Origin of the sequence: Pseudomonas sp. G166, assembly GCF_037027455.2 — a bacterium.
In the GTDB taxonomy this organism is placed as follows: Bacteria; Pseudomonadota; Gammaproteobacteria; order Pseudomonadales; family Pseudomonadaceae; genus Aquipseudomonas.
Map to the genome: position 1 here is coordinate 4342723 of NZ_CP146985.1, position 16177 is coordinate 4358899.

The 16177-nt window shown below is 58.7% G+C and carries 12 protein-coding genes and 1 pseudogene; 12 read left to right on the plus strand and 1 reads right to left on the minus strand.

Translation table 11 applies throughout. The annotated features are described in order from the left end of the window. Positions 1-66 precede the first annotated feature (66 nt). The 11 genes from SGN16_RS18805 to SGN16_RS18855 all read left to right on the plus strand — a co-directional run bounded on the left by SGN16_RS18805 (position 67) and on the right by SGN16_RS18855 (position 13546). Positions 67-885, plus strand: coding sequence for an ABC transporter permease (locus SGN16_RS18805; RefSeq protein WP_335944359.1), 819 nt, complete (start codon positions 67-69; stop codon positions 883-885). Positions 886-1188: 303 nt separating this feature from the next. Beyond that, a complete protein-coding gene (locus tag SGN16_RS18810; RefSeq protein ID WP_335944360.1) occupies positions 1189-3483 on the plus strand; it encodes a glycosyltransferase in 2295 nt (764 codons plus the stop codon). A 47-nt stretch (positions 3484-3530) separates the two neighbouring features. Next, positions 3531-5939, plus strand: a complete 2409-nt coding sequence (locus SGN16_RS18815; protein ID WP_335944361.1) for a phospholipid carrier-dependent glycosyltransferase — start codon at positions 3531-3533, stop codon at positions 5937-5939. Positions 5940-5951: 12 nt separating this feature from the next. Beyond that, positions 5952-6974, plus strand: a complete 1023-nt coding sequence (locus SGN16_RS18820; protein WP_335944362.1) for a glycosyltransferase family 2 protein — start codon at positions 5952-5954, stop codon at positions 6972-6974. 92 nt (positions 6975-7066) lie between these two features. Continuing rightward, positions 7067-7753, plus strand: coding sequence for a methyltransferase domain-containing protein (locus SGN16_RS18825; protein WP_246883030.1), 687 nt, complete (start codon positions 7067-7069; stop codon positions 7751-7753). Further along, positions 7750-8157: a GtrA family protein gene (locus SGN16_RS18830; RefSeq protein WP_210639507.1), complete on the plus strand. Its 408-nt coding sequence runs from the start codon at positions 7750-7752 to the stop codon at positions 8155-8157. The genes SGN16_RS18825 and SGN16_RS18830 overlap by 4 nt, the downstream gene beginning before the upstream one ends. A 2-nt stretch (positions 8158-8159) precedes the next feature. Further along, the gene (locus SGN16_RS18835) at positions 8160-9443 is read left to right on the plus strand and encodes an NAD-dependent epimerase/dehydratase family protein (protein WP_335944363.1); all 1284 of its coding nucleotides are present in this window, start codon (positions 8160-8162) and stop codon (positions 9441-9443) included. Further along, positions 9433-11019: an FAD-dependent oxidoreductase gene (locus SGN16_RS18840; RefSeq protein ID WP_335944364.1), complete on the plus strand. Its 1587-nt coding sequence runs from the start codon at positions 9433-9435 to the stop codon at positions 11017-11019. The genes SGN16_RS18835 and SGN16_RS18840 overlap by 11 nt, the downstream gene beginning before the upstream one ends. Continuing rightward, complete coding sequence (gene wecB, locus SGN16_RS18845) at positions 11016-12119, plus strand: UDP-N-acetylglucosamine 2-epimerase (non-hydrolyzing) (protein WP_335944365.1); 1104 nt, start codon at positions 11016-11018, stop codon at positions 12117-12119. The genes SGN16_RS18840 and wecB overlap by 4 nt, the downstream gene beginning before the upstream one ends. Then, positions 12116-13222, plus strand: coding sequence for a glycosyl transferase (locus SGN16_RS18850; RefSeq protein WP_210639511.1), 1107 nt, complete (start codon positions 12116-12118; stop codon positions 13220-13222). Before wecB ends, SGN16_RS18850 begins: the two co-directional genes overlap by 4 nt. Before the next feature lie 60 nt (positions 13223-13282). Then, on the plus strand, positions 13283-13546 hold the full coding sequence (locus SGN16_RS18855; protein WP_210639512.1) for a hypothetical protein: 264 nt from the start codon (positions 13283-13285) through the stop codon (positions 13544-13546). A gap of 339 nt (positions 13547-13885) precedes the next feature. On the opposite strand, the pseudogene SGN16_RS18860 reads toward SGN16_RS18855, so the two are convergent. Next, positions 13886-14085, minus strand: a pseudogene (locus tag SGN16_RS18860) (type II toxin-antitoxin system ParD family antitoxin). 28 nt (positions 14086-14113) lie between these two features. On the opposite strand from SGN16_RS18860, the gene SGN16_RS18865 reads away from it, so the two are divergent. Next, positions 14114-16123, plus strand: a complete 2010-nt coding sequence (locus tag SGN16_RS18865) for a DKNYY domain-containing protein (RefSeq protein WP_335944366.1) — start codon at positions 14114-14116, stop codon at positions 16121-16123. The last annotated feature ends 54 nt before the right edge of the window (positions 16124-16177 follow it).

The window sequence follows — 16177 nt, forward strand, 5'->3', positions numbered from 1 at the left end:
TTGGCCTACCCTCCATGGGGATGCGACTCAACGAGCATCCGATATTGTCTTGAGGATCAAGCACCAATGCAGTCGTTCAACACGTCCCCTGCCGCCATGGTCAAGAGTGTCCTGATCAATCGAATATTGATCTACGTGTTGATCCGCAGAGAGGTCATCGGTCGCTACAAAGGCTCGATGCTCGGTATTCTATGGTCGTTCTTCACGCCGGCTTTCATGCTGGTGGTCTACACGTTCGTGTTCAGTGTCGTTTTCAAGGCCCGCTGGTCTGGCGGCGGTGAATCCAAGAGCGAATTCGCCCTGGTGCTGTTTGCTGGTCTGCTGGTGTTCAACCTGTTTTCCGAATGCGTGAACCGTGCGCCGGGCCTGGTGCTGGCCAACACCAACTACGTCAAGAAGATTGTGTTCCCACTGGAGGCCCTGCCCCTGGTTTCGCTCGGTGCAGCGCTGTTCCACATGGCTGTCAGCCTGCTGGCCTGGCTGGTCTTCTATGTCGTCCTGTTCGGCACCCCGCCGGTAACCGCTTTTCTGCTGCCACTGGTACTGCTCCCATTGGTGTTGCTGACGCTGGGCATCTCCTGGTTTCTCGCCTCGATAAGCGTCTACCTGCGCGATATTGGCCAGTTCATCGGCATTGTCATCACGGCGATGCTGTTTCTCTCACCGATTTTCTATCCACTCTCGACACTGCCCCAGAGCTATCAGATCGCCTTGCAGGCAAACCCGCTGACGCTGCCAGTGGAAATGGTTCGCGATGTACTGTTCTGGGGCAAGGCGCCGAAATGGGAGCACCTGGCGGCCTATTCGGCAATCTCAGTGCTGATTGCCTGCTCCGGGTTCGCCTGGTTCCAGAGGACACGCAAAGGCTTCGCCGACGTTATATGAGTGGTTCGCCATGGCGACCCGCCCAGCAAACGCTATGATGGTCTATGGCACCGTTGGAGCCCGGGGCTGGCTTGCCATTGAAGCCGACATCGATCCTGGAGGATCGATTGTGCGTTGACCGCATTGACCAAAGGACCAGAAAACCGCATGGACCAGATCAACCGTCTTGTTGATTGCATTGACCAACTGACTCGCTCAACACAATCCAGATCCATTGAAGCCTTGCATCTGGTCAAGGAAATCGAGAATCGAGATCGGCTTATCAAACAACTGAACCTCGATTCAAAGGCGCTTCGCACTCGCGTGTCACTTCAAGAAGGTGAGGCCGGGCTGCTGCGCGAGCAACTGCGGGCGGCTGAAAAGCGCCTCAAAGAGACAGAGGCATTACTCCAGACAAAAGAAAGCGAGGCCGTGGCGTTTTCCGATCGGGCCGTGGACTTGCGCGCCCAACTGGCAACGAAGCAAGCTGAGCTGCTCAAGCTTTCTGACTGGAGCAGCGCCATCGAACGCGCACCGCTGCGTTATTCGATACGCAAGCAGCTGTATCGGTTATCGCGCTGGGTCTACGCTTGGCTGCCACTCGACGCCCAGCGGAAAAGCAAACTGGCGCGCCGACTTCGAAGCTGGTTGAAGCGCCGCAAGGCAACACCAGGCGAATCTGCAGCGCCAGCAAGTTTCATCCCATTGCAACACCTGCCACCGCCCGTAAACCTTGAAATACCGTCTTGCCCCGGGCAGCCCATGATCCTGATGTTCGGCGTGATTGACTGGCACTTCCGCATCCAGCGCCCACAGAACCTGGCCAAAGAGTTGGCCCGGGCAGGACAAACGACATTCTATATCTCGAACAACTTTATCGACGATGAGGCCTCCGGCTTCGAAGTAGAGCCCTTGGAAGGCTCCAATCGGCTGTTCCAGATCCGTTTCAAGGTGCTCGGCGCACCGGTCATTTATCACGCACCGCCGTCAGCCGCGGCGATCCACCAGTTATGCCAAGGTATGGCCATGCTCCTGCAATGGGCGAACGTCGGTGCCGTGGATTGCATTGTCCAGCACGCCTACTGGTTCCCGCTGGCAAGGCGCATCCCCAACGCCACGCTGGTCTATGACTGCATGGATCACCATGAAGGCTTCGGCAACGTTGCCCAGGAATTGCTCGACCTTGAAATCGCTCTGATGCGCAGGGCGGATCTGCTGGTGGCGACATCCAACTGGATCGAACAACACGGCAAGCGGGAAAACCGCAACGTAGAGGTGATTCGCAACGCCTGCGAGTTCAGCTTTTTCAGCCAACGCCCCGATAAGGTCTACCATGACCCCGCCAACAGAAAAATCATCGGTTACTACGGCGTCATTGCCGAATGGTTCGATCTGGATTTGGTCAAGCAAGTCGCCCAATCCTTCCCACAGCACCTGATACTGTTGATCGGCAGCGATACTGTCCAGGCAAAAAAACACTTCAAGGGCTGCCCGAATGTGATCCTGGAGGGCGAGGTCCCGTATGCCTGCCTGCCTTATTATCTCTATGCCATGGACGTTTGCCTGCTTCCGTTCAAGGTCATGCCGTTGACCCTCGCCACCAATCCGGTCAAGGTCTATGAATACCTGAGCGCGGGAAAACCGGTGGTGTCGGTGAAACTGCCGGAGTTGAGCCAGTTCGGCAAACTGGTCTGGACGGTTGAAGAGCCGACTGAGTTCATCTCGACCATAGCCGATGTCCTGGACGCAGTGCCAGAACCCGGCTCCACGCTGGAGGCGCGTCAATCGTTTGCCCAGGGCCAGACCTGGCAGCATCGGGCCGCCAGCTTGCGCGAGGCCATCGCGACCTTGCCCCTACCTAAAGTCAGTGTCGTGGTGTTGACCTATAACAACCTCGAACTGACCAAGGCCTGCCTCGACAGCCTCTTGACCCAGGGTCAATACCCGAACCTTGAAATCATCGTCGTCGATAACCACTCCAGCGACCAAACCCCAGCCTACCTCACCGCCTGGGCCGACGGACATCCAGACCGGATCGTCATCCTCAACCCGGACAACAAAGGATTCGCCGCCGGCAACAACCTGGGCCTCGCGGCAGCCAGCGGCGACTATCTGGTTGTCCTGAACAACGACACGGTCGTCACCGCCGGCTGGATCAAAGGCTTGATCCGTCATCTGCAGGACAACAAGGAAATCGGCATCATCGGCCCGATCACCAATAACATCGGCAATGAGGCCAAAGTCAGCACCCGCTATGACCGCATAGAAGACATGCCCGCCGAAGCCGCGCAACTGACCCGCGCTCGCATGGGTGAGTGGTTCGAAATCAACACCCTGGCCTTTTTCTGCGTGATGTTCCCACGCTCGACCTACGAGCAAATCGGTGGTCTGTGCGAAGAATATGGCCTGGGGCTTTTCGAGGATGACGATTACTGCCGTCGCGTGCAGCGTCGTGGCATGCGCGCTGCCTGCGCCGAAGACGTCTTCGTTCATCACCACCTGTCGGCCTCGTTCAACACTTTGGGTGCCGAAAAAAAACAGGCACTTTTCGAAAAGAACCGGGCGATCTACGAGAGCAAGTGGGGGGCCTGGGTCCCGCACACGTACCGAGACATATAAGCCCCCTTTTGCATGGCACTGAGGTGCTGAACAGCCGAGACGATATTTTGCCCAGATACAACCTGAAATACGCAGTGGTGTTGTTGGTTTTACTGGCGAGTGCGGTGGTCGGCGTGTACGGTTTTTCGACGCTTGAGCTAGCGTCCATGAACAGCGGCACCCGGACGATTCTGCTGTCAGTGGCAGGCCTGGCCGCCCTCACCATATTCACTGGCAAGCCACCGATCATTCTTTGCCTGGGTTTACTGACGTGCCTGTCCATTGCCTGCGCGCAGACTTGGCCGGTAATTGTCGTCGCAGTCTTCGGGCTGTCTGCCACCGTGCTCGGCAGGTGGATGCTCAGGCAGAAAGCCTCGACCGATTGGAGCGTTCACCTGCTGATGGGAGCGGGTACGTTCGGTACGCTGATAGGCCTGGCGGCCTACTTTCCGATCAACTACCCCTGGCTGTATGGCGCGCTGCTGTTGTTGCCGCTTGTATTGGGCCACAGACACGTCACGTCGATAGGTCGTGAACTGCTGCGGCAAATCCAGGCCACCCGCTCAGCGCAAACACCCCTCCAGACGGGGCTCGACGTACTGATCTGCAGCTTCGCCTGCCTCTACGTGTTGGTCGCCTTCATGCCGGAGGTCGGCCATGACGCATTGGCCATGCACCTCTTCGTCCCGTCCCACCTGGCCCAACGGCACCAATGGAAGTTCGATGCAAATACCTATGTGTGGGCGGTCATGCCCATGCTGGCCGACTGGATATACAGCATTGTCTATATGCTGGCTGGTGAAACCGCATCGCGCCTGAGCAACAGCGCATTCACCTTGCTGCTGGCATGGCAAATCCGCAACATGACCCTCTGGGCCGGCGGCTCTGCCACAAGCGCCCGCTGGGCAAGCCTGATCTTTCTGTCGACGCCCCTCGCCTTCGCTGAAAACAGCAGCCTCCACATAGAGTCGGCGTGGACCGCCTTCATGATGGCCGCGACGCTTGCGATCCTGAAAGTCTCAAGCTTCACGCCTGATCCCAGGGAGCGCCTGTCACAATTGCTCCTGGCCGCTCTCCTGCTGGGCTTCGCCATGGCGACCAAGGCCGTGACCCTGAGCGTCCTGCCGGTCCTGCTGGTGGTCCTCTTGCTGCACTACAAAGCCTGGGCTATCCAAGGGATCGTCAAGACGCTCCTGCTGGGCAGTGTCGGCCTGGTACTGGCAGGGGCTACCCCTTACGTCTCTGCCGGGTACTTGACCGGCAACCCCGTGTTCCCGTTTTTCAATGCCATTTTCCATTCGCCGCTCTGGCCGAACATCAACTTCGAACCGCCGGCCGCTTTCGGTACCGGGGTGACCTGGGACACCCTCTATCGAATGGTCTTCAATTCGCCTCAGTTCATCGAGGGGCGAGTTGGCGCGGCAGGCTTTCAATGGCTGTTGCTGCCCACGGCCGCCGCCGCCGTGCTGTTGAGCGGCAACAGAAAAGCCTTGTGCATCCTCCTGGTCGGCGCCGGCGCGTTGTTCATGACGTACCACTCAACGGCCTATCTGCGTTATGTGTTCCCCTCCTTCGCGCTCTTCTCTGTGATCCTCGCCCTGCCCTTTTCCGACGCCAGGATTTTCCCGCGCAGCCTCGCCATCGTGGCCGGTGCCTTGTTGATCCTGACCAACACCCGCTTCATCCAGGCCGCTACTTACTATGGCGAAATCAAACCCTCTGCACTGCTGAGCAAGGCCGGTCGGGATGCCTATCTATTGGAACGGCTGCCTATCCGAAACATGGTCGACACCGTCAACGCTTTGAACACCGGGCATCAGCCCGTGGCGGTCTTTGCGTCACCCTTGATGGCGGGTTTGCATGGCGATGCCCTTTACGCGTCGTGGTACAACCTGAAGTGGAAAAGCGAATTCGACGCGGCGGCCTCGCCATCAGAACTTGCCCAACGCTTGCACCAGCGCCAGGTGAACTGGCTGGTGATCGACCTCAAGTCCCTTCCCCAAGCGAAACTGGACCTGCTGCTCAACGTGTCCACGTCGTATGCCAGACTGGGTGACCTGGACCTGCGCAAACTCAACGACACCCACTACGAACACCTGCTCGACCCAGAGCTGTCCAGCCTCGAGGGCTGGAGCCTGACTTCACCCTCGACCTATGACCCGTCGCGCAAGATCCTGACCGTCAATGTCAAGACACCAGCGACACAGCGTGTCGAAGTGACGCCGGGGCTGACGTACGTCAACAGCGTGTCCGCACGCTGCGCAACGACGGCCACTACCGGAAGAATCCAGGCCAACTGGATGGACGAGCAAGGCAATTTCATCACCACCAGCATCGAGACGTTTGACTGCACCACGCAATGGCAGACCCATGAAATGAACGTCATAGCCCCTGCGAATGCCACGTCCGTGATCATTTTTGCGTCCGGTCATACCGACACTCCCCTGGAGTTCAAGTCACTTTCATTCAGGCAATAGTTGGCGATATCGATGAACTCAAAAACAGCGCTTTTCACGGACGAGCAACGAGTCGCCGTCGTCATCCCCAGCTATCGGGTCACCGCTCATATAGTAGGTGTCATAGAGGCCATCGGACCGGAGGTGTGGCGCATCTACGTCATCGATGATGCCTGCCCGGACGGCTCAGGCGGGCATGTCCTGGCCTCCTGTAGCGACCCCCGGGTCAAGGTGCTGCCTCATGACGTCAACAAAGGTGTCGGCGGCGCGGTCATGACTGGCTATCGGGCAGCCCTCGCCGAGGGTGCGAGCATCATCGTCAAAGTCGATGGAGACGGCCAGATGGACCCAACCCTGATCCCGCTGTTCATCGAGCCGATCCTGGCGGGGGAAGCCGATTACACCAAGGGCAATCGGTTTTTCGATCTGGAGGAAGTCCAATCGATGCCGCGAATTCGCCTGTTCGGCAACGCCGTGTTGTCGCTGATGGCCAAACTGTCGACGGGTTACTGGGATCTGTTCGATCCCACCAACGGCTACACCGCGATTCACCGCGACGTCGCCAGGCTATTACCTCTGGACAAGGTCAGCCAACGCTACTTTTTCGAGACCGACATTCTGTTTCGCCTGAATACCGTGCGCGCCGTCGTGGTTGATGTTCCGATGGAAGCCCGGTACGGCGACGAAGTCAGTCACCTCAATATCTCGAAAATCGTGGGTGAGTTCCTCTTCAAACACCTGCGCAATTTCACCAAGCGCGTGCTCTACAACTATTATCTGCGCGACATGTCCCTGGCTTCGATCGAACTGCCGATCGGGATTCTCATGTTCTTGTTCGGCATCCTCTTCGGCAGTTATCACTGGTTTGAATCGGCGCAAAACGGCATCGCGACACCAGCCGGAACCGTGATGCTCAGCGCACTGCCCATGCTCATGGGGTTGCAGCTGATCATGGCGTTCCTCGGTTATGACATCGCCTCCGTACCCAGTAGGCCACGGCAATCCAGGCGTGGTAAAGCAAGGTCATTGCAGGAAGAAAACTCATTAAAGCGCTGAGAGATTTTTTATCGGACCCCTCGCTCAAGACTTTGGATGTCGATGGCACTGAACGCCTCGAACTTCATGGCAAAGTGCTTGAACGCAAGCGAATGCTTCAGGAAGTATTCGTCGAGTTCCACTACGCGTTTCATCGCCTGGCAGACCGCTACTTCAAGGTCGAGGGTCTTGAGGTGGAGTTGGGGGCGGGCATCGCGCCCATGCGTAATTCGTACCCTGAAGTATTGGCTACGGACATTGTCGCTACCGAGAAACTGGACATGGCACTCAATGCCGAGGCAATGAGCCTGGATGATCACTCGGTCAGGGCCTTTTATGGCCAGAACTGTTTTCACCACTTCCCTCATCCCGATCGGTTCTTCACAGAGCTGGAAAGAACACTCAAGACCGGCGGCGGTGCCATTTTGATCGAACCCTTCCACGGCCCCTTTGCCGCTTTTCTCTATAAGCGTCTGTTCAAGTCCGAAGGCTTCGACATGCACTTCCCATCCTGGGAAACACCATCGACCGGCCCTATGAACGGCGCCAACCAGGCCCTCAGCTACATCGTCTTCGTTCGCGACAGGCAGACGTTCGAGCGCAAGCACCCAGGCTTGGAAATCGTCCACCAGGAAATCTGCGGCAATTATCTGCGCTACCTGATTTCCGGCGGCTTGAACTTTCGCCAGTTGTTGCCTGATGTGCTGATTCCTGTGCTCAAGGTCGTTGAAAAGCTGCTGTATCCGTTGAGAAAGGTATTGGCACTGCATCACATCGTGGTCATCCGGAGGAAGTCTTGACCTTTATCAGGTACGGCGCCATCCAGCTCATGGCTTATGCGTTGGACATGGGTACCTTTGTGCTATTGATGACGCTATTCCAGGATCACCCCGTACTGGCCAATATTGCCGGCAAAGGTGTCGCTGGTGTGTTCGCGTTCTTTTTGCATCGGCACTTCACATTCCAGTCGAGTCACCGCAGCAGCAAGGCTCAAGCGGTGCGCTACTTCTCGTTGCTTGCCATCAATATTCCGCTCGCTTCGGCGCTATTGAGCGCGGGACTGTATTTCGTCAATAGCCCTGCCCCGGTGAAATTTGTCTCCGATGTGGCCTGCGTGGTGCTGACTTACTGGATCAGCAAGCTGTTCGTCTTTCGATCCGATACGCGCCCGCCTGCTCCCGCTGACCGTACCGAAGGCGCATGACGATGACGCTACTGATTACCGGCGCGACAGGTTACATCGGACAACGCTTGTCAGCCCTCGCGACGGCAAGCGGACACGAGGTCATTTGCGCCACGCGCCAACCGTGTCCCGCCCCCTATGCCTGGCTTCCTTATGACCTGCGAGGCCCAGCCCCCGAGTGCCCGACCGGCACGCAGGCACTGATCCATTTGGCCGCCGACACTTCGACAGGTGTTCACACCGGCGCAGACGACGAAGTAAAGGCGGCCCAGGCATTGATTCGTTGCGCCCAACAAGGCTCGGCCAGGTTTATCTTCGTCTCCAGCCAGACTGCCGACGCCACGGCCTCTAGCGCTTATGGCCGGACAAAATGGCGTATCGAGCAAGAGGTACTGGCCGCCGGCGGGATCGTGGTCCGTCCCGGCCAAGTGTATGGCGGCCCCGAACGCGGGCTCTTTGGTTTGCTAACAGGGCTGGTTCGCCGAAGCCCGTTTATTCCGATCATCATGCCAGCGCCTTGCGTGCAACCCATTCATGTCGACGATCTCGCGGCCTCGATCTTAGCCATCGTCGAGCGGGACGACATTCACGCCGAGATCCTCAATCTGGGCGCCGTGCAGCCGATTGCCTTTGGTCGCTTCCTGAAGTCGATTGCGGTACACCGGGTTCGTGCCACTCGCCTGCCAATCCCTCTGCCGGTGGCATTGCTTAGGCTATTGCGCCTGTCACTCGGACAATCCTTGAGCTCCAAACTGGGCCTGGAACGGGTTTTTTCCCTCATCCACCTACCGCCCATGGACAGCGCGCGTTCCCTGCAAAAACTCGGTATCCAGTTGCGTCCCCTTGCCCACGGCATGCATCGCTCCGGCCATGGGCAACGTCGAGGACTTCTTCAAGAAGCCGCGATCCTCTTGAACTACCTGCTCAAACGCCCGCCGCAAAGAAGCCTGGTCAGGCGCTACGCCCGGGCATTGGAGCGGGCGGATAGAAACCGCCCCATCATCCATTCTCGCGTGATGATGCGCTGGCCGATCCTCCTGACACTCCTGGACAATCCCGGTGTCCTGCACCAGCCCGAGGGCCGGGAACTGTCCTGGCGCCTTCAAGTTGCACTCGGTATCGCCGAAGCCAGTCCCCAGGGCGCGCAGGTGTTTCTCGCAGCCCAACGACCGTGCAGCCTTTTCGCCACGCTGATTGCACTGGGACTCACCTCGGTCAAGGCGTTGATGTGGCAGATAGCGGCTCTGTTAGGCCGCCCCTTTACCCGTCAGCTGTTGCTTGGAAGTGAAGCCCACCGTGAAGCCTGAATTCGATGTGATCATTGTCGGCAGTGGCCCGGCCGGCACTTCGGCGGCCTATCCGCTGGTCAAGGCGGGTCTGAAAGTCCTCATGGTCGATGCCCAGGCCGATGCAGGCTCGGCGACGCCGCCGACGCGTCCATTTCTCAGCGCCAGGGCAAACGACGAGCATCAGTGGAAATGGATGATCGGCGAAAACTTCCATGCCTTGAACCAACTGGACGCGGTATCGCCCAAGCTGAAAACGCCGACCCATGCCCATGTCTTCGAGGGGTTCAGCGCCCGCAATCGCATCGAGACCGACAACTTTGTCGGCATAGGCTCTCTGGCAACCGGTGGCCTCTCCAATGCCTGGGGTTGCGGCGTGGCGACGCTCGGCGCCAGCGACTTTACCGGGCTGCCTGTCGATTATTCCGAGATGCTGGCGTCCTACGAAACGGTCGCTCGCCGGATCGGTATCAGTGGCCGGATCGATGACGACCTCTCAAGCTACTTCGGCCTCGATGAGTGGTCGCAACCGCCCCTGCCACTGGACACACTGCATCAACGCCTGCTCGATCAGTATACCCAGCGCCACCCGAGCTTTCCCGAACCAGGGTTTCGCCTTGGCCGCTCCAGGGTGGCTGTCCTGAGCCAGCCCCTGGACGAGCGCAAGGCCTGCGACCTGTCTGGAAACTGCTTGTGGGGCTGTCAGAACCAGGCGCTGTATAGCGCGTCGCAAGAGCTGCAAAAACTCAAGCAATACCCTGGGTTCCAGCACGTCCAGGACTTTTTGGTGGAAGATCTGCAGCAACAGGACGGTGCCTGGGCGGTCACCGATCAGCGCTCCGCCCGCCGCTTCTGCGCCACGCGCCTGCTGCTGGCAGCGGGCACCCTGGCCTCGACCAGGCTCGCCCTCAAGGGCCTGAACCATTGGGCCCCAGTACCGCTGCTGTCATCGCCGACGGCAGCCTTCCTGTTATGGCTGCCGAGAATGCTCGGGACCCCAAGGGCGCCGACATTTGGCCTGGGCCAGCTATCGTTCGCCCTGGCGCTGACGTCCAACGCAACGGCTTTCGGTTCGACGTTCAGCACCACAGGCTTGCCGATGGCCGAGTTTGTCAGCCGGGTCCCCATGAGCAAACGCTACAGCATCGAACTGCTGAAAAACCTGCTCAGCGCTTGCCTCGTGGGAAATATCTTCCTTCCCGGCCACCTGTCCAACAACACGGCGGTCTTGCGTCCCGACGGATCGTTGAGCATCAACGGCCACGTGCATCCCGAGCTCCCCGGGCTCATGAAGACCGCCGAGATAAAGCTGCGTCGAATCTACTGGAGAATGGGCGCGCTGTTGATGCCCACGAGTTTCACCATCGGCAGACCGGGGGCGGATATCCATTATGCGGCAACCCTGCCCATGCACTCGACGCCCAGGATCGGGCAGACCGACCGCCTTGGCGAAGTCGCAGGCCTTTGCGGTGTGCATATTGTCGACGGTGCCTGTCTGCCCAGCCTTACCGAGAAATCCCACACGCTGACCATCATGGCCAACGCGGACCGGATAGCACGCTCACTCGTCACAATGATAGGAAATCACAAGGCATGACCCGCAAGGTACTCTGCATCGTCGGTACGCGTCCGGAGGCCATCAAGATGGCGCCCGTGATCAAGGCGCTCCAGGCCGAAAAACATATCGTTTGCCGGGTGCTCGCCACCGCCCAGCACCGAGGCCTGCTGGACCAGGTGCTTGAAGGTTTCGCAATCACCGCTGACCTGGACCTGGACATCATGCGCCCCAACCAGTCATTGACGGCACTGACCTCACGCCTGCTGCTTGAACTCGACGGCGTACTGCAAGCCGAGAGACCGGATGTCGTACTGGCTCAAGGCGACACGACCACGGCCATGAGTGCTGCACTGGCGTGTTTCTACCTACGGATTCCCTTTGGCCATGTCGAAGCGGGCCTGCGTACCGGAGACCTCTACAATCCATTCCCCGAAGAAGCCAACCGGGTGATCGTCAGCAAGCTGACTCGCTGGCATTTCGCACCCACCCAGCACGCGGTGGATAACCTGCTGCGCGAGGGTGTCGCCGCCACCGATATCACCCTGACTGGCAATACCGTGATCGATGCCTTGCTGATGACTGCCGCACAAGACTCAGCCTTGGCCATCCAACTGGACGCCAACAAGCGCCTGGTGCTGGTGACCTCCCATCGTCGGGAAAACTTCGGCGAACCCTTCCAGAATATCTGCCATGCACTCAAGCGCCTGGCCGAACGAAACCCGGACATCCAGATACTTTACCCCGTACACCCCAATCCGAACGTCAAGGATGTCGCGCATCAATTGCTCGGCCAGACTCCGAACATCATCCTCTGCGCGCCACTGGATTACGCTCCGTTTATCGCGGCAATGAAGCGCTCGTACCTGATCATCAGCGACTCCGGGGGCGTGCAGGAAGAAGCCCCGGCCCTGGGCAAACCCGTGCTGGTTCTGCGCGAGGAAACCGAACGCCCGGAGGCGGTCCACCTCGGCGTGGTCAAGCTGGTCGGCGCCAACCGGGACGCCATCGTCGAACGGGCACAGCGTCTGCTCGATGACCCGCAGGCTTATCAGGGCATGGCACGTGGGATTTCCCCCTACGGCGACGGCAAGGCCACAGCGCGCATCGTCGACGTTTTACGGCAGTATTTCCAGCCATGAGAATGATCTACCTGTCCCCCATGCCATGGGCCAGCTTCAGCCAGCGCCCCCATCACTTCGTCAACTGGTATCACAACCAGACGGGGGCGCCGGTACTCTGGATCGATCCGTACCCTACGCGCTTACCCACGCTGAACGATTTCAGGCGCAAGCCGCCTGTTGCCGACCAGCAAAACGCCACCGTTCCCCCTTGGTTGCAGGTCTGCAAACCCCAGAGCTTACCCATCGAGCCCATTCCAGGCTCGGCAATGCTCCTCAAGCGACTGTGGCGCAACCTGTTCAAACAGGCTGCGGCATTTTCCGCCGGCAGCCCGTGCATGATGTGTGTCGGCAAGCCTTCCGAACTGGCCTTGCAGCTGCTGGCGCTGATCCCGCAAAGCCATGCCGTCTACGATGCGATGGATGATTTCCCGGCCTTTTATCAGGGCCTGTCGCGCAGGTCCATGGAGCGTCGCCAGGCGCAGCTCATTCGACGGGTATCCAAAGTACTGGCGTCCTCCACCCCCCTTTGCGACAGACTCCTGGGCATGACCGACCAAGTAGAACTGGCCCTCAATGCCTGCGACATGCACGAACTGGCGCCAGTCGAAAACCTGGACCTGGGTGCCAAGCAACGGGTACTCGGCTACGTCGGCACGCTGGGACGTTGGTTCGATTGGGACCTGGTCATCGCGCTGGCGCACGCTAATCCTGGAAACCGGATCCGCCTGATCGGCCCCCTCTTCACACCGCCGCCTTGCGCACTGCCTGCCAACATCGAGTTGCTCCCCGAGTGTCCCCACGCCAAGGCAATTGAGGCCATGGCAACGTTTTCCGTGGGTTTGATCCCGTTCAAGCTCAACCGCCTGACCGCCTCGGTGGACCCGATCAAGTATTACGAGTACCGCGCCCTCGGCCTGCCCGTCATCTCCACCCGCTTCGGTGAAATGGCCTTGCGCGACCGGGAACCGGGCGTCTGGATCGTGGATGAAGGCACCGATCTGCGTAAAACCACCGTTGAAGCGCTCGCCAGTCAAAGTGATTGTTCGACAGTTCATCAATTTCGTGAGGCACACCTTTGGACGCAGCGTTTTTCTGCGATAAATCTCAAAAATGGCAAATAACGGCCGATACCCAGGATAAGCCCCCGCGACTGGGACGCTGGACAGAACGGTAGGTCAGTCATGACAGAGATTTATTTGCTGATTGCACACGGCACGGATCAGGGCGAAGCGTACGTCCTGGGTTGGTTCGATGACAGGGCCAAAGCCAGGGAAGTGGCCGAGCAGAAAGAATGGGAGGCTTACCGCGCAAGCCTGAAGGCAGAGCATCCATGGTCAACCCACAAACCCTTGGCGCCGGACCAGACGGACTATCGGCGCTACTGGATCAAGACCATCTCAAAATTCGAGCATGTGCCAGTGCCAAGGTCCTTTGCGGTTCATTGATCACCACGAATGAATATTCAACGAAACGAGCGTTATCGGTAGCGGTCTAGACGATTAAGCCCATCCGATGAGAGCGTTCTTATGTTGAAATTCCTTGGCGGCACCGTAGGTATCATTTTCCTGATAGGCCTGATCGTGGTGATCGCGCTGTTCAAGTTCATTTTCTAAGCGCGGCAGCGGCGGCCATTGGCTTGGCTCTGTAGGCGCTGGCGAAGCCTGCGATCTTTTGATCTTTCGCTTGGGATTCAAAAGATCGCAACCTCGTTGCACTCGTCAGCTCCTACACGGCTGCCACAGGCTCAGTGGGGGCTTGGCTATGTAAATTCGCGGACCTCATCCTTACCCTTCTTTGGCTCGGAAGGACTCAAAGTAGTCGCCATTCACTGGAACAGCGGGAGCTGACTCCGCCCCAGCTAATACCAGGCTACGCAGGTGCTGCCGATTCTGATCGTTGCGAATCAGTTCCCGTGCATATTCACTACGGGTACTGTAATAAAGAATTTGAGAGCGTCTGGCAGGGTGATGCTCAAGGTAGTCACCACCATCAGACGTTCAGGTCGCAATGACATGACAGACTTAGACACGGCTATTGCTGACTGGGAGCCGTTGCAGCTTGAATGGCATCTAGGTTTCGCGTTCATGGACGGTGTGCTGCTGGGCGATGGGCAGGTGCCTGATGTGTACATCATGCTCAACCCCGAAGGCGCACGACCTGACGCGTTAGCTCAATGTGCCAGCGCTGGGCACTATCCGCCCTCGCCTTTGCTGGCCGGTCAGCCGGCTTGGCGGCATCGACGCAACCCTTGGGTCTTGCGCGATGCTCTGCGCGATTACTACCTGCTTCCAGCCTACCGGGAGCGCCATGGCTACCACGCGATTCAGGCCCTGCCGTTTCGGTTCGACAAAGGCCTGGAAAGCCTCGGCTACCAGTACTGGCGTGACGAAACCGGCGCCTATTGGTTCGGCGAATACGCGATCACTGAAATCCCGCAGGCACGCCCCGGCAGCCTGGCCCTGCTGGTATCGTCGTCTGCCTCTTTGACCGCAGCTTCTGCCCTGTTCAGCGATGGTGTGAATATCTTCCTGCATGGGCAATTTATCGCCAACGCCACGGCGCGGGTACGTTATTGCAATCACCCTTCCTATCGAGTGATCGACAATCAGGTCTACAAGGGCTTCAACCCCCTGCACCAGAAGGACGGCACGCCGCTGCCAATCGCCAACCCGGACGACTTCCAGATGCTCGCGCGTCGCTGGGGAACCGATGGGCAGTCAATCATCGTGCAAGCGCAGCAAGGCTCAAGCATTTCATATGAGTACTTCTACCGCATCGACAATGCCGACCTGGCAACCTTCACCGTGCTTAACGAACGCTACGCCAAAGACCGACAACGCGCCTATTACCTGACCGGCAAGAGCATTCGCTACGTTGGCGATTTCCACCTGCTCAAGTGCTGGCAACCAGTGTTCGATGAGTGCGGCCGTGTGGTCAGCGCCAGCGAGCGCGAGGATGACTATTTTGCCGTGGACGAGACGTTCGTCTATGCCGCCGGGACCCGTTTGCGTGATGCCCATGGCCCGAGCTTTCGCCACTTGGGATTCGATTACTACCGCGATCATCAGCACGTCTACAGGCGCCAGAAACGCCTTGATGTCGACGTTGAGAGCTTCGTGGTGACCCAGCTCTATCGCAATGACCAGGATTACTCGCCTGTACTGGCAGGCGACAAGAATGGCCCGCTGGGCTCTGGCGGCGTCATCGATGCGGCCATGCAACTGCAATGGGCACCCTACTTCGAGGCGCATCCACAGCTGAAGGACTATTGGTGGCACCGTCTGCAAGCCCTGCCTGAAGCATCGCAACACCACACCGAAACGCAGCCCTTACGGGCCATCGGCCTCGGTTTCGAGCTGGGCCGCCAAGTGTATTTCCATGGTCGCGTGATCAACGGGCTGGACGCGGCGAGTTTCAAATTGCTCGACACTCACCTGTGCGGCGACGCCCAGGGCTTGTATCTGATTCCGTTTCATAACGCCGAAACTGAAGTACCCGAACGGTTCTCCCAGGAGCCCGCCGAGCATTTCCGCTCACTGGGTGCGCCCTACCTGACTGACGGTAAGACCGTGTTCTGTCACCGGATCTTCTATCATCCCCCCGAACCGATTCGTAAGGCGCAAGCGGCCACGTTCGAGTCCTGCGGGCATGGCTGGGCCAAGGATCGGGACACGGTGTATTACTACGGTGAGGCGAAAAGACATCTACACCCCTCCAATACCCGCATGCTCGGTACGTATGCTGTCAGCCCGACCCTGATCCTCTCGGAAGGCAAGCCGCTGGATGTGCAGTTCGATCCCGACGAGGTTCGCGTGCCGCACCCCGATTTCCTGCAGCTGGGCACGCGTAAGTTGTTCTGTCACCGACGCCCGTTGAGCGCCAAGCGGATCGACCTGGCCACCTTCGAATTTCTGACTGAGCGCTATGCCCGTGACCAGCATCGAATCTACCAGTACGACGGTTATGCGACCCTGACCGAAGTTGACGAAGCGCAGTATCGGGAATCGCTCAGTCATCGCTGATAATCATCTCCCGGTGCCCCGCGCTGATACCGAGCCTCTGCGCCAGCGGCCAAG

Coding starts and splice junctions, on each gene's coding strand:
- SGN16_RS18805 (WP_335944359.1), top strand. CDS start 67: ATGCAGTCGTTCAACACGTCCCCTGCCGCCATGGTCAAGAGTGTCCTG.
- SGN16_RS18820 (WP_335944362.1), top strand. CDS start 5,952: ATGAACTCAAAAACAGCGCTTTTCACGGACGAGCAACGAGTCGCCGTC.
- SGN16_RS18825 (WP_246883030.1), top strand. CDS start 7,067: ATGCTTCAGGAAGTATTCGTCGAGTTCCACTACGCGTTTCATCGCCTG.
- SGN16_RS18835 (WP_335944363.1), top strand. CDS start 8,160: ATGACGCTACTGATTACCGGCGCGACAGGTTACATCGGACAACGCTTG.
- wecB (WP_335944365.1), top strand. CDS start 11,016: ATGACCCGCAAGGTACTCTGCATCGTCGGTACGCGTCCGGAGGCCATC.
- SGN16_RS18850 (WP_210639511.1), top strand. CDS start 12,116: ATGAGAATGATCTACCTGTCCCCCATGCCATGGGCCAGCTTCAGCCAG.
- SGN16_RS18855 (WP_210639512.1), top strand. CDS start 13,283: ATGACAGAGATTTATTTGCTGATTGCACACGGCACGGATCAGGGCGAA.
- SGN16_RS18865 (WP_335944366.1), top strand. CDS start 14,114: ATGACAGACTTAGACACGGCTATTGCTGACTGGGAGCCGTTGCAGCTT.